Annotated in this window: 18 protein-coding genes and 1 pseudogene; 14 read left to right on the top strand and 5 right to left on the bottom strand. The window is 51.9% G+C overall.

From position 1 onward, the window contains the following. The first annotated feature begins 454 nt into the window (after window positions 1-454). The 12 genes from KGFNPO_RS12300 (at window position 455) to KGFNPO_RS12355 (ending at window position 10,543) form a co-directional block, all read left to right on the top strand. A complete protein-coding gene (locus KGFNPO_RS12300; RefSeq protein WP_472631556.1) occupies window positions 455-748 on the top strand; it encodes a DUF6471 domain-containing protein in 294 nt (97 codons plus the stop codon). 85 nt (window positions 749-833) lie between these two features. Next, complete coding sequence (locus tag KGFNPO_RS12305) at window positions 834-2,696, top strand: site-specific DNA-methyltransferase (RefSeq protein ID WP_472631557.1); 1,863 nt, start codon at window positions 834-836, stop codon at window positions 2,694-2,696. Window positions 2,697-2,769: 73 nt separating this feature from the next. Beyond that, window positions 2,770-3,378: a hypothetical protein gene (locus KGFNPO_RS12310; RefSeq protein WP_472631558.1), complete on the top strand. Its 609-nt coding sequence runs from the start codon at window positions 2,770-2,772 to the stop codon at window positions 3,376-3,378. A gap of 400 nt (window positions 3,379-3,778) precedes the next feature. Then, complete coding sequence (locus tag KGFNPO_RS12315; protein WP_472631559.1) at window positions 3,779-3,970, top strand: Thivi_2564 family membrane protein; 192 nt, start codon at window positions 3,779-3,781, stop codon at window positions 3,968-3,970. Between the two features lie 112 nt (window positions 3,971-4,082). Next, window positions 4,083-4,385: a 2Fe-2S iron-sulfur cluster-binding protein gene (locus KGFNPO_RS12320; protein WP_472631560.1), complete on the top strand. Its 303-nt coding sequence runs from the start codon at window positions 4,083-4,085 to the stop codon at window positions 4,383-4,385. Window positions 4,386-4,855: 470 nt separating this feature from the next. Further along, entirely contained in the window at window positions 4,856-5,443 is a 588-nt protein-coding gene (locus tag KGFNPO_RS12325; protein WP_472631561.1) for a GbsR/MarR family transcriptional regulator, read from the top strand. Window positions 5,444-5,446: 3 nt separating this feature from the next. Continuing rightward, a complete protein-coding gene (gene cydP, locus KGFNPO_RS12330; RefSeq protein WP_472631562.1) occupies window positions 5,447-5,737 on the top strand; it encodes a cytochrome oxidase putative small subunit CydP in 291 nt (96 codons plus the stop codon). Beyond that, the gene (locus tag KGFNPO_RS12335; protein ID WP_472631563.1) at window positions 5,724-7,292 is read left to right on the top strand and encodes a cytochrome ubiquinol oxidase subunit I; all 1,569 of its coding nucleotides are present in this window, start codon (window positions 5,724-5,726) and stop codon (window positions 7,290-7,292) included. The genes cydP and KGFNPO_RS12335 overlap by 14 nt, the downstream gene beginning before the upstream one ends. An 8-nt stretch (window positions 7,293-7,300) precedes the next feature. After that, window positions 7,301-8,440 (top strand): cytochrome d ubiquinol oxidase subunit II, encoded by a 1,140-nt coding sequence (cydB, locus tag KGFNPO_RS12340; protein WP_472631564.1) that lies wholly within the window; start codon window positions 7,301-7,303, stop codon window positions 8,438-8,440. Between the two features lie 13 nt (window positions 8,441-8,453). Beyond that, the gene (gene cydX / locus KGFNPO_RS12345; protein ID WP_472631565.1) at window positions 8,454-8,636 is read left to right on the top strand and encodes a cytochrome bd-I oxidase subunit CydX; all 183 of its coding nucleotides are present in this window, start codon (window positions 8,454-8,456) and stop codon (window positions 8,634-8,636) included. 35 nt (window positions 8,637-8,671) lie between these two features. Beyond that, window positions 8,672-9,829 carry an elongation factor P maturation arginine rhamnosyltransferase EarP gene (earP, locus tag KGFNPO_RS12350; RefSeq protein ID WP_472634468.1) on the top strand — a complete coding sequence of 386 codons (1,158 nt, stop codon included), beginning with the start codon at window positions 8,672-8,674 and terminating at the stop codon, window positions 9,827-9,829. Between the two features lie 138 nt (window positions 9,830-9,967). Next, window positions 9,968-10,543, top strand: a complete 576-nt coding sequence (locus tag KGFNPO_RS12355) for an elongation factor P (protein ID WP_472631566.1) — start codon at window positions 9,968-9,970, stop codon at window positions 10,541-10,543. Window positions 10,544-10,765: 222 nt separating this feature from the next. On the opposite strand, the gene KGFNPO_RS12360 is transcribed toward KGFNPO_RS12355, so the two are convergent. Further along, window positions 10,766-11,980, bottom strand: a complete 1,215-nt coding sequence (locus KGFNPO_RS12360) for an amino acid aminotransferase (protein ID WP_472631567.1) — start codon at window positions 11,978-11,980, stop codon at window positions 10,766-10,768. Between the two features lie 160 nt (window positions 11,981-12,140). Between KGFNPO_RS12360 and uvrB the strand changes: the two genes are divergently transcribed. Beyond that, on the top strand, window positions 12,141-14,231 hold the full coding sequence (uvrB, locus tag KGFNPO_RS12365; RefSeq protein ID WP_472631568.1) for an excinuclease ABC subunit UvrB: 2,091 nt from the start codon (window positions 12,141-12,143) through the stop codon (window positions 14,229-14,231). An 82-nt stretch (window positions 14,232-14,313) separates the two neighbouring features. Here the strand turns inward: uvrB and KGFNPO_RS12370 are convergent, their stop codons facing one another. Together KGFNPO_RS12370 and KGFNPO_RS12375 are read right to left on the bottom strand one after the other, a co-directional pair. Beyond that, a complete protein-coding gene (locus KGFNPO_RS12370) occupies window positions 14,314-14,670 on the bottom strand; it encodes a uracil-DNA glycosylase family protein (protein ID WP_472631569.1) in 357 nt (118 codons plus the stop codon). A 5-nt stretch (window positions 14,671-14,675) separates the two neighbouring features. Next, window positions 14,676-14,909: pseudogene (locus KGFNPO_RS12375) on the bottom strand (Hsp70 family protein); the annotation flags it as partial. A 333-nt stretch (window positions 14,910-15,242) separates the two neighbouring features. Between KGFNPO_RS12375 and KGFNPO_RS12380 the strand changes: the two are divergent. After that, window positions 15,243-21,116, top strand: coding sequence for a peroxidase family protein (locus KGFNPO_RS12380; protein ID WP_472631570.1), 5,874 nt, complete (start codon window positions 15,243-15,245; stop codon window positions 21,114-21,116). Window positions 21,117-21,443: 327 nt separating this feature from the next. Here the strand turns inward: KGFNPO_RS12380 and KGFNPO_RS12385 are convergent, their stop codons facing one another. Both KGFNPO_RS12385 and KGFNPO_RS12390 read right to left on the bottom strand, forming a co-directional pair. Continuing rightward, window positions 21,444-22,238 (bottom strand): uracil-DNA glycosylase family protein, encoded by a 795-nt coding sequence (locus KGFNPO_RS12385; RefSeq protein WP_472631571.1) that lies wholly within the window; start codon window positions 22,236-22,238, stop codon window positions 21,444-21,446. A 139-nt stretch (window positions 22,239-22,377) separates the two neighbouring features. Then, on the bottom strand, window positions 22,378-23,628 hold the full coding sequence (locus tag KGFNPO_RS12390) for an Hsp70 family protein (protein WP_472631572.1): 1,251 nt from the start codon (window positions 23,626-23,628) through the stop codon (window positions 22,378-22,380). Between the last annotated feature and the right edge of the window lie 224 nt (window positions 23,629-23,852).

The raw sequence follows: 23,852 nt of genomic DNA on the forward strand, positions 1-23,852 counted from the left end.
GAAAAATGAAGGATAGAAAATTTGATATGCATATTTGATACGTATAACAATGTCATCCAATACAAGGTGCAAGCACTGAGTACATTAAAGTGGCAGAAATGCACCTGCGTTTGCTAGCCAACGTCTGTTGCTAGCCGAGCGCAACAGCCCAATGATTGGGCTATAAATTCCGTTCGTGCGGTCATCGTAAGCAGCGCTTCCATCCGCGTAAATTACGGAACCTTTTGCATGAATGCATCGGCCGGTCTGCCTATATCGGCTTGATTTTCGGCCTTCATAACGCATGCGATAGTCTTGCTTGTCCCCCTGATTGTGTCGCCAATCGCATTGCCCCTCTGACACATCACGAACGCACGACGCTTGCCACCCAGCCAAGCGACTGATCCATCCAATCTTCTTTTTTGTTCTTCGGGCTTACATGTGCGTTGACAGAGGCAACTCGCGTCCATGTGGTGTGACTGAAAACGGTTTGTGGACTTATCCCTATTTATGTAGAATGTTCACTATTTTCAAGGAACATGCGAGGTTTGCCATGCAAGAAGAATGGAATCAACTGGCGACCAATCTACTCAAGTCGGAAATGGCTCGCGCAGGTCTGGGCTATGAAGAATTGATCAGCCGTTTGCAGAAAATCGGCATCGAAGAAAGCTACAAGGGCATTGCCAACAAAATCAATCGTGGCGCATTCAGCTTTGCTTTTTTTATGCAATGCATGAAAGCATTGGGCGTTACGGATGTGAGATTGTAAAAACGCGTTGGCTAGTTCTGGATTAAAGAATAGTTTTTCTCCCAAAGCGAATACGTAAATTAAATATAAAAATGGAGTATGTACAGTGTCAAAGTATTCTCACCTCAGTCAGGAAGAGTTGATTAGCCTGCTTGAACAGCGCGATGCAGAACTAAAACTCGGCTTAAATTGGGAACGCAATTCCAATGAGCATGAAAGTGCTTTGAATGACGACTTTATTGCGCTGGATTTAGACACTGCCTTATCGTTTGGCGCCAGCCCTTACGATAATCTCCTGATTGAAGGAGATAACTTCGACGCCCTGCGATACTTAAAGAGAGCCTACACAGGGCGGGTCAAATGCATTTATATTGATCCTCCTTACAACACAGGCAATAAAGATTTTATCTACAACGATAATTACGTTGATAAGGACGACAATTTCAAGCATTCAAAATGGCTTGAATACATGTATCGGCGCTTGTCACTGGCAAAGGATTTATTGACCCATGACGGCGTGATTTTCGTCTCTATTGATGACAGTGAGTACGGATATCTGTCGGTGCTTATGGATGAAATATTTTCTAATATGCGGGTGGGCACATTTGTTTGGAAACGCCGTAGCGGCGCCAATGATTCTACCGGCTATTTCACCAGCACCGATCATGAATACGTGCTGTGTTATGCGAACGCCGGATTCTCATTTCAAGGCATTGACAAGGATTTTTCATCCTATAACAATTATGACGATGGATCTTCCGATCCCTGGAAACGCGGCGACTTAACAAAAGCACATACGTATAAAGCCAGGCCGAATTCCTTTTATCCGATTCAAAATCCCGACACCGGCGTCTGGTATCCGGCCAATCCACAGCGGGTATGGGGCCCCATATCTGAAATGTTTATAAAGCCAGGAAAAAAAGCGCCTAAGACGACCATTGAGAAATTGATAAAAAATAATAAAGTGTTGTTCCCGGAAGAAACCAGAATCGTTCAGTATGCATCCATAAATGAATTGATCGATGCAATCCAGTCTGGCACTTCGCCGCAATACATACGGGAAAATCTTTTTGATTCCGATAAAGAGAATCAGGCCTATCTGAATTTTTGGGTGAATAAGCCGATTGGATATGGATCGCCAGGATATAAGCGGAATTTATCCGAAGTAAAACGGACAGAAAAACCGCTGTCCACCTGGATCGTTTCGCCGTCGGACAAATCTGCGCAGGATAATGCCGTGACCTTTATGGAATCCGGTATGACGCAGGAAGGCACGAAATTGATTCAACAAATGCTGGGCAGCAAGGCATTCAGCTACCCCAAGCCGCTATCCCTGATTAAAAATTTGGTAAAACAATCCACTGGTGACGGCGATATCGTCCTGGATTTCTTTGCCGGCAGCGGAACTACAGGACATGCGGTACTGGCGCTCAATGCAGAAAGCGACGATGAGAGAAAGTTCATTCTCGTATCGACCACCGAAGCAACCGAGTCTGATCCAGAAAAGAACGTATGCCGCGACGTTACCCGCCAGCGACTGGTCGCGGCAATTGACGGCTATTCCTACAAGACCAAAACAAAGCAAGAATCAATTGATGGCGTCGGCGGAAATTTTGCATATCTCGTTACCCGCCGCATCGATGTTGGGCACCTCCATGCTGAAATTCAACATGAACAAATCTGGCATTACATTCAACAATTTTATGGTTATGGCTTGCAAGCTTTTGCGCCTTATCAGCCGGTGCAATCGACAGACACAGACCAGGCTCGCCTGATCTATGCGCCGGAAGTTAATGAAATAGCCTTAAAGACTATTGTTGAATTAATGGAAAAACAGTCTGCCGTAGTGGTGTATTCATGGCAGCCGGAACTGTTAAAGGAGCGGATATTGTCAGAGCATGTGAACTTTGAAAAAATCCCTGATTTTCTTGTGAAGAAATTCGGAAAGAATTCCGAGAGGAACACATGATGAGGAACGCATGACGCCGATAAAAATAAACCTGGCAGATTTTTAATATCGATCTGATGACGGGATACTAACGATGATTGCCGATACAGATTTGGTGTATGTGGAGTTAAACAAGGCTGAACTGGATGCGTGCATCGATATAGCGCAACATCTTTCAGCACATATCGTAGACAGAAAGGATTTGCACGAGAGAGATGACCTGGAACGCTTCATCAACGTTCTGATGGGGGAAGTTGCGGAGCAAATGGTCATCAAGTGGTTGACGAGTGCGGGAAAGATCGCCGAATCTACGGTGGATAAGAAATCCGGTCAACCCGATCTCGGTCATGATGTGCGGGTATTCAGGCGTACAGACGGGTCTGAAGCATTTTGCTCCGTGAAGTCATCCTTGTCCTTTAAATTGGATGTGAATGGCATTCTAAATATCTGCAAGATGGCCACGAAAAAATCCGAACTCAGGGATATCAATATCCAAGTGTATTTCTGGCTCTCCACGGAACCAAAAAACGGGGAAAGTCGCGTGACCGTACCATCATTGAAACAGGCTGCAATTATCGGTTGGTTCACTAAAAACGAGCTTATGGGATTTGCCGCATACAAACATGAACCGGGTAGAGAGGCGCCAGTCGAAATTCTGCGAACAGCGAGATCAATGGACTCATTGCTGCATTATTTGAAGTAATTGGCGCTTAAATTCTGGTGCAGCGACTACATAATTCAGGTTATGTGCGCTATCACACGGAACTGCGGCGAATCGTAGTAGACAATCTTTACATTGAGTGGAATTTCGAAACCTGCTCAACCGCTACAGCAGTATGCGGTGCGTTTGAGAAAGTCCAACCATTACGGGAATGCGCGATGTCAGCTACCACCACAAAGTTTTCCACTTTGCGCCTCATCACTGCAACAGTCTTAATCATTTTTTTCTGTGCAGGTACGGCATTCGCCATCGTCGGCTGGATGCCTGGCGCATCCGGGCTTCCTGCTGATATCGCCGCTGTCCAGGAATAAGAATGGAAATTGCAATCGGTAAGCAAAGCAAGTTGGCATAATAATTTTCCAACCTTTCAAGAGGCAAAAAAATGAGCTTAATAATCAGCTTGATTGTGTATCTGGTTGTATTTGGATTGATCTGGTGGTTAATCGGCATGTTGCCGTTGCCGTCACCAGTTGGGCAAATCGTGCGCGTGCTCTTCATCATTTTGTTAATCCTGATCATACTGTCGGTGGCTGGCATTCTGCCTGGCGTAACTGTGCCGCTGATACGCTGGTAAAGCGATAAATTGTGCTTTTTGCCGATCCTGGCGGATTATCGCCGGGACGGCATTGGACGCACACAACAGACGCTCTATCCGAGCCCGAACCAATTGGACAAAGGCTTGCATCATGAGCGCCGCATTTTCTGCCGTGATTACGCCGCAAGGCTGGGAATTTGACGCCCCCGATTCACGCTCGTTGCTGGCGTCGGCACAACTGGCAGGCATTCGCTTGCCCAGTTCCTGCCGAAACGGCACCTGCCGCACTTGCATCTGCCGTCTGCTCAACGGGCGCGTCAGCTACCGCATCGAGTGGCCGGGGCTGAGTGCGGAGGAAAAGGCAGACGGCTTTATTCTGCCCTGCGTCGCCTATCCGGAATCAGACCTTGTCATTGATGTGCCCGGCGCTGTACGACTTACTGCCTTCCGATAGATCCGCTGCGCGGTGCACACTGTAACCAGTAAAAAATATCGGCGATATTCCACAATCCACAATCCACATCGGGATGCCATTTGCTGGTAGGTGCGAATTTATTCGCATCAGTCGCATGGAATCGTTAAAAATGCGAATAAATTCACACCTACGCCGCTGTTGTTTCAACGTGAAAAGACCTGATTTTGAACAGAGTATCTACAAGACAGTGCCACTTCGCTCTTAATTCGCACGCTGGCTGAATAGTTGCAAAATTTTTCAAAAATACGGGAGTATAGTTAAAAACCATATATCTACCGCATATTTATATTAAATAATAAATTTTACTGAATACAGTATATGAATATTCATTCAATGCTGCAGCCCATTACCTTGGCAAATCCCCATCGCCAGCAAATATTTCCTGAACGTTCTATAATTTCAGTAATTCCTGAATATTCAATAATCCAAATCAAGAAAAACGAAAAATTATGGACACACTCAGCCCGCTGACCCAGCGCTTCATCCTCCATTTCGGCGAAATGGGCAGTCGTTGGGGCATCAATCGGACCGTCGGACAGATTTATGCGTTGCTATACGTGCAGGGCAAGCCGCTGAATGCGGACGAGATTGTGGAATACCTGTCGTTTTCGCGCTCCAATGTCAGCATGGGACTCAAAGAGCTGCAATCGTGGCGGCTGGTGAAGTTGTTGCACCAACCGGGCGACCGGCGCGAATATTTCGAGCCGCCGAAGGATATCTGGGACATTTTCAAGGCATTGCTGGAAGAACGCCGCCGGCGCGAGATTGAGCCGACGCTGTCGATGCTGCGCGATGCGTTGCTGGAAAATCCAAGCTCCGAGAGCGACAAGATTGCGCAGCAACGGATGCGCGAAATGTATGACCTGATCGAACTATCGACTTCCTGGTTTGATGATGTGCAGAGGTTGTCACCGGAAACCCTGGCGTCCCTGATGAAGATGGGCTCCAAAGTAAAAAAGCTGCTCGATGTGCGCGACAAATTCCGTATAGGCAGCAGCGAGGACAAGACCGCCGTGCCGGATGATGCCCGCGAATAATCGATGACCAAGCTTACCTCACCGCGCTGGCGGCGCTGGCCGCGACTGACACGCTTGCCGCTGGCGGTTGAAATTGCATTAGCCTTGCTGCTCAAGATCGCGATTTTATTTGCCTTGTGGCAGGCCTTTTTTTCCCGTCCGCAAACCAAGCACATGCTGCTGCCTACCACGCAGGTGGAACAACACTTGCTGGCGGGCGCATCTTCAGGTTCTTCTGCGCTGGAAGATGCGCACGCGGCGCATTCAAACCCCTCATCCCTATCCCAACCCAAGGCGCAACATGGCTCCGATTGAAGCAGTCGTCAACCTGTCGCGGCTGCAGTTCGCTGCCACCGCGATGTATCATTTTCTGTTCGTTCCGCTCACGCTCGGTCTGGCGTGGATATTGGTCATCATGGAATCGGTCTATGTGATGACCGGACGCGAGATTTATCGCGACATGACCAAGTTCTGGGGCAAGCTGTTCGGCATCAATTTTGCGATGGGCATAACCACCGGCATTACGCTGGAATTTCAGTTCGGCACCAACTGGTCGTATTACTCGCACTATGTGGGCGACATTTTCGGCACCCCGCTGGCGGTCGAGGGCATGATGGCTTTCTTCCTGGAATCGACTTTCGTCGGGCTATTCTTCTTCGGCTGGACCCGCTTGTCCAAGGTGCAGCATCTGGGCGTGACCTTTCTGGTGGCGCTGGGGTCGAGCCTGTCGGCGGTATGGATTCTGATCGCCAACGGCTGGATGAATAATCCGGTCGGTGCCGAATTCAATGTCGAAACCATGCGCATGGAATTGGTCAGCATCACGCAGGTGATCCTCAATCCGGTAGCGCAAGTGAAGTTCGTGCATACGGTGGCGGCCGGTTATGTGGCGGCCTCGCTATTCGTGCTGGGCATTTCATCGTATTACCTGCTGAAGGCGCGCGATACCGCGTTCGCGCTGCGCTCGTTCGCGATTGCCGCCGCTTTCGGGCTGGCTTCAACGCTGTCGGTGATCGTACTCGGCGACGAATCGGGATATACCGCCGGTGAAGTCAACAAGGTGAAAATGGCTGTAATCGAGGCCGAATGGGAGACCGCGCCAGCGCCGGCTGCGATTACGGTCTTTGGCTTACCCGACAACAAGACTGAGCGCACCGATTATGCGGTCAAGATTCCGTATCTGCTGGGCCTGATCGGAACCCGCTCAACCGACCAACAGATTACCGGGATCAAAGATCTGAAACTGCAGCATGAGGTGCGCATCCGCAATGGCATGCGCGCTTACGCCGCCCTGACGCGTCTGAAGTCGGGCGACAAATCGCCGGCAGCGCGCGCCGCCTTCGAGCAACTGAAAGGCGATCTCGGCTTCGGCCTGCTGCTGAAGAAATACACGCCGAACGTGATCGATGCCACTCCGCAGCAAATCAGGATGGCGGTCGACGATACGATCCCGAAAGTCGCGCCGCTGTTCTTCGGCTTTCGCCTGATGGTCGCGCTGGGTTTGCTGTTCCTGTTCATCTTCAGCGCCTCGTTCTATTTCCTGATCCGCAAGCGGCTGGCGAAGCAGCGCTGGCTGCTGAAACTGGCGCTGTTCAGTATTCCATTGCCGTGGGTGGCAATCGAGACCGGCTGGATGGTGGCGGAATACGGCCGTCAGCCGTGGACCATTTCCGGCGTGCTGCCGACCCATTTGTCGGCCTCGACGCTACAAACGTCCGACCTGTATTTCAGCCTGGCCGGTTTCATGATTTTTTACACGGTGCTGCTGGTCATCGAACTGATCCTGATGTTCAAGTACGCCCGGCAAGGACCGAGCAGCCTGCATACCGGCAAGTACCATTTTGAACAATCTGAACCATCCAAAGCTTAGGGGCTGCCATGTTCGATTATGAAACCTTGAAAGTCATCTGGTGGGGCTTCGTCGGTGTGCTGCTGATCGGCTTCGCGCTGACCGATGGCTTTGATTTCGGGGTCGGCATGCTGCTGCCCTTTCTGGGCAAAAACGATACCGAGCGCCGCATCATCATCAATGCGATCGGCCCGACCTGGGAAGGGAATCAGACCTGGTTCATCACCGCTGGCGGCGCACTGTTTGCCGCTTGGCCGCTGGTGTATGCGGCAGCATTTTCGGGCTTTTATATTGCGATGATGCTGCTGCTGTTCTCACTATTCCTGCGCCCGGTCGGCTTCGATTATCGTGGCAAAGTGGCTGATCCGCGCTGGCGTAATGCGTGGGACTGGGGATTGTTCACCGGCGGCGTGGTGCCGCCGCTGATCTTCGGCGTCGCGTTCGGGAATCTATTGCTGGGCGTGCCATTCCATTACGACGACAGCATGCGGCTGGAATACATCGGCGGCTTCTTTGGCTTGCTCAATCCGTTCGGGCTGTTGGCCGGAGCGCTCAGTGTGGCGATGCTGGCGATGCATGGCGCGGCGTTTCTGCAGGTAAAAACGGATGGCGTGGTCGCACAGCGGGCGCGCAAGGCCGCTGCCATCGCGTCGCTCATCACATTTGCCCTTTTCGCGCTGGCGGGAGTCTGGATCGCCACCGGCATCGAAGGCTTCCGCATCGTGGCGATGCCGGACATGAATACCGCCTTCATGCCGACAGCCAAGATAGTCGAACTGGTGCGTGGCGCCTGGATGGACAACTATGCGCGCTGGCCCGCGATCTGGGCGTTGCCATTGCTGGGTCTTGCGGGTGCCATGATGTGCCTGTTTTTTACCGCGTCCAAACGCGCGCTGCCGGCTTTTCTCAGCAGCGGCCTGTCGGTGGCGATGGTGATCCTGACTGCGGGCGCCTCGATGTTTCCGTTCGTGATGCCGTCTTCGCTGGACCCGAATAGCAGCCTGACCGCGTGGGATGCGGTGGCCAGCCACAAGAGCTTGGGCATCATGTTCTGGATCGTGGTGATCTTGCTGCCGATCATCATTTTGTACACCGGCTGGGTCTATCGCATCGTGAGCGGCAAGATCGATGAGAAACATATCAGCGACAATGAACACACCGCGTACTAATTAGGAGATCATCATGTGGTATTTCAACTGGATTTTAGGGATCGGCCTGGCGCTGGCTTTCGGCATCATCAACGTGATGTGGCTGGAAGCGAATTACGCTTTCGGCGAGCGCGACGAGGATCAAACCCAGCACAGCTTCGAGCGCGCAAGCGGCGAGCATGAAATGCAAAGCCACCGGGCAATAAAAAAACGTTAATTACTGTTGGAATTTGAATCTTGAACCACCAAAAAATGCATCCGAAAGAGCATCAAACAACATCGCTGGCATTGTTTTGCAAAGTCGTCGATAACTATGGCGACATTGGGATTTGCTGGCGTTTGGCACGGCAACTGGAGCAGGAACATGGCATCACCGTCACCTTGTGGGTGGACGATTTACGGAGTTTTCAGCGGATTTGTCCAGAAGTCGCACTCGACCGCGAGGAACAACAGATCGGTACTGTGACGGTGCGCTATTGGCGCGATCAAAATGGCGTATTTGCAGCCAGTGATGTTGCCGATATCGTGATTGAATTTTTTGCCTGCGACATACCGCCTGCGTATATTGCGGCGATGGCACAGCGTACGCCGCATCCAGTGTGGCTGAATCTGGAAGGCCTGAGCGCGGAAGAATGGGTGGAAGGTTGTCATGCATTGCCATCACCCCAACCACTGTCTTTGACAAAGTATTTTTTCTTTCCTGGCTTTACCAGCAAAACGGGCGGCCTGCTGCTCGAATCCGGATTGCAACAACAGCGCCAGACATTTCGCCATGATCACGCGGCAATGGCAGCTTTTCTCGGGCAATTTGGCGTCACGCCAGCAGAGATGGCAACTCTGAAGGTGTCCTTGTTTTGCTATCCGCAGGCACCGGTTGCGGGATTATTTCAGGCATGGCAAAAGAGCGAGACAGCGATACTCTGTCTGGTGCCAGAAGGTGTTGCCGTCGATGCAGTTGAAACATTTCTTGGGCAAGCTGCGAAAGCGGGGGCAACGGCGACCCACGATGCTTTAACCGTGCGCGTGCTGCCTTTTATTCCCCAGCCTGATTACGACAAACTGTTATGGGCATGCGATCTCAATTTTGTGCGGGGAGAAGATTCCTTCGTCCGCGCACAGTGGGCGGGTCAACCGTTTATCTGGCATATCTACCCGCAAGACAAAGATTTGCATCACGTTAAATTGAACGCATTTTTGCAGCGCTACGCAGCAAAAACAGAGAGCTTGAGCGAATTTTCTTTAGGCTGGAACGCTGCAACGAAAACCACAGTGGATTGGGCCGAGACATGGCCATTGCTTGAAGCCGACATGCAAAAAATTGCCCTAATGTCTACAGATTGGCAGCGCCAATTATGGGAAAATGGCGACTTGACATCCAATTTACTGCAGTTTGCCGAAACAGTTCGGTAAGGAATATTCAAAATATGGGTTAAAATGCACGGTTAAATTTTACGCATTTTAAAATTCAATCAAACGTAGGCTTACGGCGCTTTTTGCCAGCAGGCTACCAATGATTTTTGTGCAACCACCTTTTTACGTATATTCGCTATGAAACCTGCAAAAGAAATTCGTGTTGGCAACATTATCATGGTTGACACTAAGCCTATGATCGTCTTGCGCTCTGATGTCAACGGCTCGAGTCGCACGGGCTTCACCTATAAGTGGAAGATGAAGAATCTTCTGACAAATAGCCCTCTGGAAAATGTTTTTAGGGGTGACGACAAGTTTGAGGTAGTGGTACTCGACAAAAAAGCGGTGACCTATTCTTATTTCGCTGATCCGCTGTATGTGTTCATGGACGCAGACTATGAACAGTTTGAAATTGAAGGCGAGAACCTGGGTGATGCGCTGCACTACCTGAAAGACGGCATGGAATGCGAAGCTGTTTTTTACGACGGCAAAGCAATTTCGGTCGAACTGCCAACGACTATCGTTCGCCAAATCGTGTACTCGGAACCAGCAGTTAAAGGCAACACTTCGGGCAATGTATTGAAAGAAGCCAAGATTGAGAATGCAATCGAAGCGCATCGCCACATCGTTCCAGTGCCATTGTTTGTCAGCCAGGATGACATGATTGAAATTGATACGCGCACCAACGAATTCAAAAAAGTAGTACGCAACTAATTTCATCGAACAAAAAAAAACGCTGCGATTTTCCGCAGCGTTTTTTTTCGTTCATTTTCCGGTAAAACACCAGTTCCGGACCACGGCACCAGATGTCGGACGCCTGCCACTATCGCAGTTTTGTAGGTTGGGTTAGCGGCTTCATCGCGTAACCCGACATTTTCGGCTGAGAACGTCGGGTTACGCTATCGCTAACCCAACCTACGATGTACCGAATTGCAATTACAGTACCTTGGCAATCGACGCGATAACGTAACCAATATTGCGCGTATTCAACGCAGCCACGCAGATGCGGCCGGTATCGACTGCATACACCGAAAACTCTTCGCGCAGGCGATTGACCTGGGGCTTGGTCAGACCGGAATACGAAAACATGCCGCGCTGCTTGATCACGAAATCGAAATCGTTGGATGGCGCTGCTTCCTTCAGATTCGACACCAGCAATTGGCGCATTTCACGGATACGCAGCCGCATGCCGGCCAGTTCCTGCTCCCATAGTGTGCGCAGTTCCGGTGTTGCTAATACGGTGGCAACCACCTGACCGCCGTGGATGGGCGGATTCGAGTAATTGGTGCGAATTACGCGTTTGAGTTGCGACAGCACGCGCGCTGCTTCCTCGGTGCTGGCTGCGACAATACTCAGTGCGCCAACCCGTTCGCCATACAAGGAGAACGACTTGGAAAATGAGTTCGCCACAAACAGCGGACCGCCCGCAGCGGCAAAGCGGCGCACCACTTGACCGTCTTCTGCGATACCGTCGCCAAAGCCCTGATACGCCATGTCGAGGAAAGGCACCAGGCCGCATTGGGCCACGACGGCAATGACTTCATCCCACTGCGCATTGCTCAGATCGGCACCGGTCGGGTTGTGGCAGCATGCATGCAGCACCACAATCGCGCCGGCAGGCATCGATTTCAGCGCAGCCAGCATGCCGGCGAAATTGACGCCACGCGTTGCTGCATCGTAATACGCGTAGTTATTCACGACAAAACCGGCCGACTCAAACAGCGCACGGTGGTTTTCCCAGCTCGGGTCACTGATCCAGACTTGCGCGTCCGGGGCAAAGCGTTTCAGGAAATCGGCACCCAGCTTCAAGGCGCCGGTGCCGCCGATGGCTTGCGCGGTCACCGCACGTTTTTCTTGAATAACCGCGCTATCGGCACCAAATACCAGTTCCTGCACCGCTTTGTCGTAAGCTGCCAGGCCGTCGATTGGCAAATAAGTGCGTGGCGCGAATTTTTCCATCAGGATCGCTTCGGCCTTGCGCACGCATGCCAGCAGCGGAACTTTGCCGTTGTCATCGGAATACACGCCGACGCCCAGATTGACCTTATTAGGGTTTTGATCAGCATTAAAAGCGTCGGTTACGCCAAGAATCGGGTCGCGGGGCGCCAGCGCGATAGCGGCGAATAGGGAGGCAGAAAGAGGTGAGTTCATCGTGATAACATCAAAAGTTGGCAGCGAAAGCACCGAAAGCGCTTCTCAGTACTTCTCAGCATTTCTCGCAGCGGGGTTGAATGGTGCAGAACAAAGCGAAGATATCCGCCAAGCACCATAAACAGTTAACAGTCACCAATTTTACCAAAGGTCGCTATTCATGGCTGAACTATCCGAAGTTTCCCCTCAAATTGATGAATCCAAAATCGTCACTTTTCCGGATTCTCCGTATCGCCTGTTCCAGCCTTTCGCGCCGGCCGGCGATCAACCGCAGGCCATCGACAAGCTAGTCGAAGGCATCGAGGACGGCTTATCGTTCCAGACCTTGCTCGGCGTAACCGGCTCGGGCAAGACGTACACGATGGCCAACGTCATCGCCCGCATGGGCCGGCCCGCCATCGTATTTGCGCCGAACAAGACGCTGGCGGCGCAGTTGTACAGCGAATTCCGCGAGTTTTTCCCGCAGAATGCGGTCGAATACTTCGTCAGTTATTACGATTATTACCAGCCGGAAGCCTACGTGCCGCAGCGCGATTTGTTCATCGAAAAGGATTCGTCGATCAACGAACACATCGAGCAAATGCGCCTGTCCTGCACCAAATCGCTGATGGAACGGCGCGACGTGATCATCGTCGCCACCGTCTCCGCCATCTACGGTATCGGCAACCCGAACGAATACCATCAAATGATCCTGACCTTGCGCGCCAAGGACAAGGTCAGCCAGCGCGACGTGATTGCGCGCCTGATCCAGATGCAATACACCCGCAACGAGATCGATTTCGGCCGCGCCACTTTCCGCGTGCGCGGCGACACCATCGACGTGTTTCCGGCCGAGCATGCGGAATTGGCGATCCGGATTGAAATGTTCGATGACGAAATCGAAAGCCTGCAACTGTTCGATCCGCTGACCGGCCGCGTGCGCCAGAAGATTCCGCGTTTCACCATTTATCCCGGCTCGCATTACGTGACGCCGCGCGCCACCGTGCTGCGCGCGGTCGAAACCATCAAGGATGAATTGCGCGAGCGGCTGACTTTTTTCCGCAAGGAAAACAAGCTGATCGAAGAACAGCGCATCGAGCAACGCACCCGCTTCGACCTGGAAATGATGGCCGAAATCGGCTTCACCAAGGGAATTGAAAATTATTCGCGCCATTTGAGCGGCGCGCAGGCTGGCGAACCGCCGCCGACGCTGGTCGATTACCTGCCGGCGGACGCGCTGATGTTCCTGGACGAATCGCATGTGCTGATCGGCCAGTTCAACGGCATGTACAACGGCGACCGGGCGCGCAAAACCAATCTGGTCGATTACGGTTTCCGGCTGCCGTCGGCGCTGGACAACCGGCCGCTGCGCTTCGACGAATTCGAATCGAAAATGCGCCAAACCGTGTTCGTCTCGGCCACTCCGGCCGCTTACGAGACAGCCCACGCCGATCAGGTGGTGGAACAAGTGGTACGTCCGACCGGCCTGATCGATCCGATGATTCTGGTGCGGCCCGCCAGCAGCCAGATCGATGATTTGACCAATGAAATCAGCGACCGCGTCAAGAAGAACGAACGGGTGCTGGTGACCACGCTGACCAAGCGCATGTCCGAGCAATTGACCGAATATTTGAGCGACAACGGTTTCAAAGTACGCTATTTGCACAGCGATATCGACACCGTCGAACGGGTCGAAATTATCCGCGACTTGCGCCTGGGTACCTTCGACGTGCTGGTCGGCATCAACCTGCTGCGCGAAGGGCTGGATATTCCAGAAGTCTCATTAGTGGCGATTCTGGATGCCGACAAGGAAGGTTTTCTGCGTTCCGAACGCAGCCTGATCCAGACCATCGGCCGCGCCGCCCGCAACCTGAACGGCATGGCGATTCTGTATGGCGACAAGGTGACCGATTCGATGCGGCGGGCGATTGACGAAACCAATCGCCGGCGCGAAAAACAGGTTGCGTTCAATCTCGCCAACAACATCACGCCGGTCGGCATCAAGAAACATATCCGCGACATGATCGACGGCGTCTACAGTCCACAGGAAGCACGCGAAGAGATGCAGGTGGCGCAAGAACACGCCAAATATGAAGCGATGAGCGAGAAACAGGTCAGCCGCGAAATCAAGCGACTGGAAAAGCTGATGCACGATCACGCGAAAAATCTGGAATTCGAACAAGCCGCGCAAGTGCGGGATCAGCTCAGTGTGCTCAAAGACCAAATATTCGGTGCCCACGGAACAGACAATATCGTGTCAATGAACGGATAATATACTCACATCCGTATATTCAGCCTCCGCAATATATATATGCGGAAAGTGGCATGTTTTAAAAATTAAACCGGGAGTATGATTACTTCTCCAGTAAATGCAGCGGAGCAAACAATGCCTGCATCTGCGCGTGTGCGATGAAAGACAGGTTGTACGGATGCTCGGACAATACCTGCGGAAAAGCATTGATCACCGGCAACGGTTGCAAGCACTCGGCGATTTTTCCCCACAGCACTAATGTTGGAGCCGGTACATTTCGCGCTTCGGCCCGCGCCGCCAATGCCTGCAAAACCACGTCCAGAAAAGGCAGCCAGGCGCGCGCATCTTTGACTGGGCCACTTCGGCCCGAAACACCAGCGATGCATTCAGTAGCAAAAAAACTTGCGCCAGCATATTGCGCTACAAGCCAGCCAGTGTTTGCCTTCGACCTGTCTGGCATCTGGGGCTGCTGCCGAGCCAGCTCTTCATCGAGCGCATCAGCCGCCCTTCCGTCCCGCTCAGATAACCGGCCAACGCGGCGCGACCGTATTGCACGCTGTCGTCTTCGGCGTTAATGAAAATCGCCGACGGCAAAGTCGGCTTGCCATCCTCCAGCGCCAACAATGCCGGCTGGCCGGGACGACTCCAGCCCACGGTGGATTTGGATGTTACCAAATCAACTCCGCATGCGTTTGCCATAGCACTCTTATCAACACAAAGGGCGCACATGAAAAGCCATCCATCGGCTGTTGTCTTGAGCCATTGCATCGCGATTTCCCGAATCGGCAACTCACCCTAACTGCCCCTAGCCACTCCACGAAGACACGCTGCCAACGTTACCAAGAATTTTTTGTTGACAATTCTCAAGATTCATTAGTGCAAAATTGTTATCTTATTAGTATGCATTTATGACAACTATAAATCGCAATTGCTAACAAATCCACGAAGACTGAATAGATATCCAGTTAGCCGTTTGAAGCATCAATGCATTGTCAATCGTAATTTTCTTATAAATAATCAGGGAGAAATCACATGGCAACAAATTATCAACTCAAACCATTCCGCTTCAATCTCGACGACTTGAATTTTATCCGGGATCAGATTAACTTCCGTCCATTGTTCGATGCGGATGGCAACGCAATCATCAACTGGGAGGGCACAACTGCCATTTTTGATGCACAACGCAATGGCTACAACACGACGGGTATGAACGCAACGGATGCAATCGCTGCTTACGGACATTCCTATGCGTCCGTTACCGCAGCACAGGGCCTGCGTGAAGTTACCGGTTTTAACAACAATTTGCATTTGGTAAATTCAGCTTGGGGTGCAGTAGACCAGCCGTTTCTGCAAAGAATCACGGCGAACTTCACCAATTACGTACAAGCTTTGCATGCCGGTGATTCAGGAGCTTTTTATGCTAATAAAATTGGGTTGACGGGCAATACTGCTGCCACTCCGGACTACATTAAGTCCGCAGATAATCCTAATACCAGCGTGAGCGAAGCACATCCCGGCATCGACGTGATCGATTACACCCCGCGCATGATCAGCCAGTTAACGACGACAGCTGGTGCGACATTCACGCTAACTGATGGGCACATCACGAAGGACGCGAATGGTTTTACCTCAGTTGCTGATTACGGCATGCTAGAAACATTGGGGCAGCAAGATAAGCAGAATGCGGATAACCATGAATTCTTCATCGGCGCAATCAACCCTGGCGTGGCACCGGCCAATGGCTGGCTGGCATTATTTGGTCAATTTTTTGATCATGGCCTGGATTTCATCGGCAAAGGTGCTGACGGTACAAAAATAACTATCCCTTTAGCCATGGATGATCCCATGTATGGGGTAATTGGTCCGGATGGTCGACCTGCGACAACAATTACCATTTCCCGCGCTGATGTCAGTGGCTTTGATGCTAATGGTAAAGCGCAATGGGTTAACCATTCATCGCCCTATATCGATCAAAGCCAAACTTATGGCTCTAACGAGCAGGTGACGCAAATCTTGCGCGAATGGGTAAAAGACGTAAACGGTGACTACCATGCGGGTGCTGAGATGCTCGATGGTATCACCGCAGTCACCGCATGGAAAAATGCATTTGGCGAAATGACCCATGCCACGTTGCCAACTTTGAATGAGTTACGCGCGCATTTAGTCGCAACAGGCCGTGATGATCTTACTTGGGAAGATGTGCTAAACCTGCGCGACCGTGATGCTAGCGGGCATGTAATCGATTCCGATCTGATTACGGCCGGCGTGCAAAGCACGCATAGTGGGCAAGCCTTATTGTTGGATATGAATCCGCATTTCAACACAGCACATCTATCAAGTGCAACGCAACTGGCATTGCACGATTTGGGAATTGATCCCGGGGTTGACGGTACATATGCCCTAGGAGGCCCTCCTGGCGCAATCACATTGGGCACTATCATTGACTTTCGCACCTTTGGCCCAATGGCTGGCGGTACTCCACAGAATAACGCACTAGCCGCCGAAGTATTGCTCGAATCCGTAGGCGACCACTACATTGCAGGCGATGGCCGCGTAAATGAAAACATTGGGCTAACCACGATTCACCACGTGTTCCATGAAGAGCACAACTATCAGGTTCGCAACATTGAAAATTCCATTTTGGCGCAAGACGCGCGCGCGGTTATTTTGGGCGATACATCTCATTCTGTAGCGCACGATTGGCAAATCAATACAGGTATCCTGGACGCCAACGGCAATTATCTGGATAGCGATGGCAAGATCGCATGGAACGGCGATAAAGTTTTCGATGCCGCCAAACTGACGGTGGAAATGGAATATCAGCATACTGCGGTTGACCAATACGCCCGCTCCATTACCCCTGATTTACCAGAATTTGTGGGCTACAACAGCGGCGTCAATGCCACCGTTTCTCTGGATTATGCGCAGGTGGCTTTCCGCTTCGGTCATTCCACGCTACGTGAATCCATTGACACTATCGATCCTACAGGTGGCATCACTGGAAAAGTAATGAGCCTCGCGCTGGAACAAGCGTTCCTTAGCCCGCAGCTTTTTGCCAGCACAGGTGCTGCTGCTATTGCTCTAGGTATGACGCATCAACAAATGAACGAGGTAGATGAATTTATTACGCCGGCATTGAATCAAGGCTTGCTGGGTCAACCACTGGATTTAGCCGCAATCAATATCGCACGTGGACGTGATGTTGGCATTCCCACCCTCAATGATTTCCGCACCGCGATTAACTTAACCGCCTATACCAGTTGGTCGGATTTTGGTGCCAATATGATTCATCCGGATAACTTGGTGAACTTTATTGCCGCTTATTCGTTTGATGGTGATGTGGCTAAAGCACACGCCATTATCGGACTGGAAAATGGTTCAATAATAGATGGTGCCACAGCAGCAATGGGCTACACATTTAATGACGCGATCGCTTTCCTGAGTGGCGGCGACCAGGGGTATACCAAAATCGATAGCTGGGTAGGCGGGCTTGCCGAGGCCCATGTGCTGGGTGGCTTACTGGGTGAAACCTTCAATGCCGTGTTTCTGGATCAGATTAACCGTTTGATGGATGGCGACCGATTCTATTACCTGTATCGCTTGAACAACATGCAGATGGGCGATGAAATTGCCAATGCGCAGTTCAAGGATATTATCGAGCGCAATACGGGGCTTGAACACCTGAACGGTAGTGCATTCTCTTATGCGGATCAGTATTTTGATCTCTCCCAAAACGCATCTTCGCTTGCAAACGCTGGGAACGAACACAAGTATGGCGGCGATGCAACTGGCACAAATGGCGCGCTCGACCTTCACCCTACGCTAGGGATTTACACCGATGGTGGCAATAGCACAAATGCAAATGGCTCGGTTGTTACGGTCAGTGGCGTGCAATACATTCGCGATGTTCGAACAGTTTTGGCTGGCACTGATGCGCACCCGGTTAACAACATTACAAGCACAAATCTCGATGGCACTCCCGACTCTGGCGCGTACTCCAACGAAGTATTGGTGGGCACTGACAATAACGACCTCATTTACATGCGTGGGGGTGACGACACAGCTTATGGTGAAGGTGGCAACGACATCATCTACGGCGGCGCAGGAATTGACCGTTTGTATGGTGGCGATGGCAATGACGTGATCTACGGCGGTGATGGCCCTGATCTGATCGACGGCGGTAATGGCGATGACATTCTCTGGGGTGAATCCAGCGCTTCTGCTATGGCGGGGGTTGACCAAATCATCGGCGGTGCAGGCAATGACATTATCCATGGTGGTGTAGGTATTGACAAAATTTCCGGCGGTAGCGGCGATGACGTGATCTATGGCGAAGGCGATACGGATGCCTTCACTCACGGCGGCGACGGCAATGACTACATCGACGGCGGCATGGATGGCGACGTGTTGTGGGGCGATGATGGCGACGATTTAATTGTCGGTGGTGACAATCAGGATATCGTGGCGGGCTTGAATGGCGATGATATTTTGCGCCCAGGCAATCCCTCATCCGCCATGGGTGGCGGGCCGGATGAAGTGCTTGGCGGAGATGGCGCCTCTGACTTGGGTAATGGTGGCGTTGGCGTTGGTTTCGACATGATTGACTTCAGCGACTATGTGCTAGCGCCAGCAGGCGGCGTAACTGCAAATTTTGCAACGCAGCAGAACCCGCTGGTGGCCATTGATGGCACTACGCCTTTCCCGGCTTGGGTTGGCATTGAAGGCTTTATCGGCTCGCGTAATAACGATACCGCCATTGGCGACGCCAATGCAAACTGGCTCATAGGGGGTAGCGGCAATGACACCCTGACAGGTGGAATCGGCAACGATGTCATCATCGGTGATGGCATCCGTCTGGATAGTTTGATTGGCACTTATGCTGGAACTTACACCAACGAGTTTGATGGTGCTACGCATCGTGCCCTTGGTTTTATGCAACACAACGGCCTGCTAGACCAAGTAGGCCCAGGCTTTGACAAGCACTACACCGAAATGCTGAAATCGGAAATGTTCAAAGACCTTGAACTCGGCTATGGCGCAAGCAAGACACTTATGGGCGGCGGCACGACTGGTGATGGAGGTACGGCTGGCTTGTCTGACACGGCCGTGTTCACGGGAAATCGCGCTGATTATACGGTCGAGAAAATAACCTTCGCTACGGCACATCAAGGCGACATCACCGCCTATAAGATTATCGACAGCGTTGCTGGTCGTGACAATACGGACGTAGTGGTTGGCGTTGAAAACTTCAAGTTTGCTGATGGCTCATTGAACACGTTACAGCTGCTCAATATTGCCCCTGTCATTACCTCCAACGGTGGTGGCGCGACTGCGGCAATAGCAATGGCAGAAAATACTATAGCAGTCACCACTGTAACGGCAACAGACGCAAATAATATTCCCGTCAACACGCAAACGCTCACTTATTCTATTAATGGCGGTGCAGATGCTGCTCGGTTTGCAATTGACGCAAGTACAGGTGTTTTGAGTTTTGCAAATGCCCCTAATTTTGAGGCACCCACTGACACAGGAAGCAACAATGTGTACGACGTCATCGTCCAGGTCAGTGATTCCATAACGATTGACACGCAAGCGCTTGCAGTAACGGTGCAAAACGTCAATGAGGCTGCAACAGGTGCGCTCCACATCAGTGGCTACACAAGCACTAATAATGCGGCAAGTCTGACCGCAACAAACACTATTGCCGACCCTGATGGCATGACTAACTTTACACAATATCAATGGCAACGATTAGCTGGCGGCACTTGGGTAAATATCGCAGGCGCCACAGCAGCTACGCTTAACAATCAGTCCAATACTACCGTGCGTGTGGTGTCTAGTTATTCTGATCCATTTGGGGCAAATAACTTCATTTCAGATGAAACCGCATTCATCACTGGAAACAGCAACAATAACAACATCGTTGGTACTGCAGGAAATGACGTCATGTTGGGCCTGGGCGGCAACGACACTCTGACCGGTGGCGCTGGAAACGATGTGGTCGATGGTGGCGCGGGCAATGACAAACTGGTTGCAACTGTCAACGACGGCAACGATGTCTTCCTCGGTGGCACTGGTACAGATAGCTACGATTTATCAGGCACTACAGCTAATGCAACGATCAACCTCACTTCAGGTGTAGCTTCCAGTGCACAGACTGGTGCTGATACGCTGGCCGGTATTGAAAATGTGATCGGAAGTTCTGGCAACAACACTATTACAGATGGTGCTGGCAGTAATCAACTCGATGGAAGATCCGGTAGCGATACTTTTATCATGACAGTTGATCATGCCAGAGATGACATTAACGCCGGGACCGGAAACGACACCGTTGACTACTCAGCTTTTGCTGCTAACTTGAGCGTTACGCTGAATGGCAATAGTCAGGCTATTGTCATTGGTACAGATACGAGCACTTTGAACTCTGATCGAATCACAGGCATCGAGAACTTTATCGGAGGTTCAGGTAACGATCAAATTGTGGGTGATATTCTGGCCAATTTGCTAAATGGTGGTGCTGGCAATGACACCATTACCGGCGGACGAGGAGCGGATATATTGACGGGTGGATTGGGTAGCGATATTTTTGATTACAACAACACTAATGAGTCTGGTATGGGTGCTGCAGCACGTGACCTCATCACTGATTTTTTAAGTGGCACTGACAAGCTTGACTTCTCCAGTATTGATGCCAATACGGGGGCAGGTGGAAATCAGGCATTTACCTTCAATGCGGCCGCTGGTGCAGGATTTACAGCAGCCGGACAGCTGGTGTATCACTATGAAGGATCGGGTGCCAATGAAATTACCGTGATCGATGGCAATGTGAATACTAATCTGGGGGCCGACTTCCAAATTGCTTTAATTGGTCACCATGATTTTGTACCTCAGGATATGGTCCTCTAAATCCTAGGCAAATATTCCGATTCTGACGCGATATTGACGCCGGGTGTGAATAGTAATACAGGGCCTGCCGACGGCTGCTGGCAGGCCCTGTTTATTGCATCCCAAAATTCATCAGAGACCCGTAAAATTATCGTTAATTTGATGAGTAAATAAAAAAATAGCTTTACCCCAGGTATTCATTGCCACTTTAAAATACTCGATATAAATTAAAAGGCAGATTCAACTACGAAGTGCAACGGTATCTAGTTTTTAATGGGAGTATCTTCAAGCCAGTTGCACTTCATACCTGAATCCGCGGCATGTTTTAAAATTAATCAGGGAGTATGCTTATTTCTCCAATAAATGCAGCGGTGCAAACAATGTCTGCATCTGCTCATGGGCGATGAAAGACAGGTTGTATGGATGTTCGGACAACACCTGCGGAAAAGCATTGATCACCTGCAACGGTTGCAAGCGCTCGGCGATTTTTCCCCACAGCACTAATGTTGGAGCCGGCACATTTCGCACCTCGGCCCGCGCCGCCAATGCCTGCAAAACCACGTCCAGAAAAGGCAGCCAGGCACGCGCATCCTTGACCGGCGCCACTTCGGCCCGAAACACCAGCGATGCATTCAGTAGCAAAAAACCCTGCGCCAGCATATTGCGCTGCAAGTCAGCCAGCGTTTGCACCAGCGGCGAGCCCATCGCACGCGCCTTCAAAGCCACTTGCGCCATTGCTGCGCCCGACGTATTTGCCACTTGCAACTGACCGTCTGCCACCAGCAGCATCTTGATGAAATTACGCAGCGAAGTCGCCTTGTTCACCGGCTTCGATAAACCGCCGTCCGGCAGCGCCGACCACAAACCCGCCACCGCGCCATCCATAAAACACACGCCAGTCGCACTCCCGGCACGCGGATACGGCCCCTCGCCCACCAGCACAAAACGCACCGCATCCAGCGGTTGCGCAAAGGCCGCGAACAAACGCCCTTGCGTCGGCAGATACGCGCTGCTTGCCAACGCCGGCAAATATCCAGCATCGGTGCGCGCCACCGCCCGCAAGCCGTCACGCAATATCGGCTGCCAGGACGCATGCGCGCCAGTCAGCGCATCCAGTATTGTTGCAGGAATATTAAATGTCATAGGCAACCCAAGAACAAAAGCGGTCCACGAAAAACACGAAAGTCACGAAAAAACCAATCAAATACATTCTGACATGCCGTCCTTTCGTGTTTTTCGTGCCTTTCGTGGACAAAAAAAATAACAACGCAAGACGGGCAATTTATCCAAACTTACGCTGCGCATCCAGCGCCAATCCGGCGCCGATGCTGCCGAAGCGGTCGCCTTCGACTTGTCTTGCATCCGGCACCACGGAAGCGATTCTTTCCCGCAACAACCGCACGCCGCTGGAGCCGCCGGTGAAGAATACGGTATCGACCGCGGCGGCCGTTATGCCGGCGTCGCGCAGCAGACTGGCGACGGTGTTTTCAATGTTGCCGACCAGGCCGTGAATGGCGGCCTCGAAATCGGCCAGGTGAATCGCCAGCGTCTGGGGCGGCGACATGCGGTCGAGATCGAGCTGAATCAGATCGGCGTCCGATAACGCAATTTTGCCCAGTTCCATCTGGCCGGCCAACCAATGGCCGGCGCGCTGGTCGATCAGTGCATGCAGGCGGTCGAGCCGGTCACGCGCCATAGCATCGCGATAAATATCCTGCAACTGAGCCCGGGTTTTTTGGGTGTAGGCAAGATTGATGTTGTGCCAGGTGGAAAGATTGAAATAAATGCTGGACGGTATCGTGCTGCCGTTATTCAGAGCACTGCCATAACCGAGCAGCGGCATCGCGCACGCCAGGCTCAGATATTTGTCGAAGTCGGTGCCGCCCAGATGAACGCCGCCGGTAGCCAGAATATCGCTTCTGCGGTCGACCTTGCCGGCGCGCTGCGGCGACAAGCGCACCAGTGAAAAATCGGAAGTGCCGCCGCCGATATCGGCAATCAGCACCAGTTCCTCCCGCGCAATCTGCGATTCATAATCGAAGGCGGCGGCAATCGGCTCAAACTGGAAATCGATTTCGCTGAAACCGACCATCTGCGCAACTTCGGCCAGCGTATCCTGCGCCAGCCGGTCGGCGGCCGGATTGCCGTCCACAAAAAAGACTGGCCGGCCCAGCACCGCCCGGCTGAATGTGCGCCCGGCCGCGCATTCCGCGCGCTGTTTCAGCTCGCCGATGAATTGCGCCAGCAGCGACTTGAACGCCATCGCGTTGCCTAGCACTTCGGTCTGGCCCTCCATCAGGCCGCTGCCGAGCAAGCTCTTCATCGAGCGCATCAGCCGCCCTTCCGCCCCGCTCAGATAACCGGCCAGCGCGGCGCGACCGTATTGCACGCTATTGTCTTCGGCGTTGAAGAAAATCACCGACGGCAAAGTCGGCTTGCCATCTTCCAGCGCCAGCAAGGCCGGCTGACCAGGACGACTCCAGCCCACGGTGGAATTGGATGTTCCGAAATCAACTCCGCATGCATCTGCCATGGCGCTCTCATCAATCCAAAGGGCGCACATGATAAGCCATCCACCGGCTGCTGTCTTGACGCATCGCAGCGCGAACTGCCGAACGGCCAACTGTGCCAACGCTGCCAACGTCACCAACGTCTCATTTACCGGCGCTTGCCCAGCTGCAATACCGCATCGTTGACTGGGGCACTTCCAGAGATTCATCACGCGAGGCCGAGGCAATTTCGCTCATGATGATGCTC

The sequence above is a fragment of the Gelidimonas diazotrophica genome (assembly GCF_055694025.1).

Bases quoted from the DNA above. Each gene is read 5' to 3' on its own strand.
- KGFNPO_RS12310 (WP_472631558.1), top strand. From the start codon at position 2,770: ATGATTGCCGATACAGATTTGGTGTATGTGGAGTTAAACAAGGCTGAA.
- KGFNPO_RS12315 (WP_472631559.1), top strand. From the start codon at position 3,779: ATGAGCTTAATAATCAGCTTGATTGTGTATCTGGTTGTATTTGGATTG.
- KGFNPO_RS12320 (WP_472631560.1), top strand. From the start codon at position 4,083: ATGAGCGCCGCATTTTCTGCCGTGATTACGCCGCAAGGCTGGGAATTT.
- KGFNPO_RS12325 (WP_472631561.1), top strand. From the start codon at position 4,856: ATGGACACACTCAGCCCGCTGACCCAGCGCTTCATCCTCCATTTCGGC.
- cydP (WP_472631562.1), top strand. From the start codon at position 5,447: ATGACCAAGCTTACCTCACCGCGCTGGCGGCGCTGGCCGCGACTGACA.
- KGFNPO_RS12335 (WP_472631563.1), top strand. From the start codon at position 5,724: ATGGCTCCGATTGAAGCAGTCGTCAACCTGTCGCGGCTGCAGTTCGCT.
- cydB (WP_472631564.1), top strand. From the start codon at position 7,301: ATGTTCGATTATGAAACCTTGAAAGTCATCTGGTGGGGCTTCGTCGGT.
- cydX (WP_472631565.1), top strand. From the start codon at position 8,454: ATGTGGTATTTCAACTGGATTTTAGGGATCGGCCTGGCGCTGGCTTTC.
- earP (WP_472634468.1), top strand. From the start codon at position 8,672: ATGCATCCGAAAGAGCATCAAACAACATCGCTGGCATTGTTTTGCAAA.
- KGFNPO_RS12355 (WP_472631566.1), top strand. From the start codon at position 9,968: ATGAAACCTGCAAAAGAAATTCGTGTTGGCAACATTATCATGGTTGAC.
- KGFNPO_RS12360 (WP_472631567.1), bottom strand. From the start codon at position 11,980: ATGAACTCACCTCTTTCTGCCTCCCTATTCGCCGCTATCGCGCTGGCG.
- uvrB (WP_472631568.1), top strand. From the start codon at position 12,141: ATGGCTGAACTATCCGAAGTTTCCCCTCAAATTGATGAATCCAAAATC.
- KGFNPO_RS12370 (WP_472631569.1), bottom strand. From the start codon at position 14,670: ATGCCAGACAGGTCGAAGGCAAACACTGGCTGGCTTGTAGCGCAATAT.
- KGFNPO_RS12380 (WP_472631570.1), top strand. From the start codon at position 15,243: ATGGCAACAAATTATCAACTCAAACCATTCCGCTTCAATCTCGACGAC.
- KGFNPO_RS12385 (WP_472631571.1), bottom strand. From the start codon at position 22,238: ATGACATTTAATATTCCTGCAACAATACTGGATGCGCTGACTGGCGCG.
- KGFNPO_RS12390 (WP_472631572.1), bottom strand. From the start codon at position 23,628: ATGGCAGATGCATGCGGAGTTGATTTCGGAACATCCAATTCCACCGTG.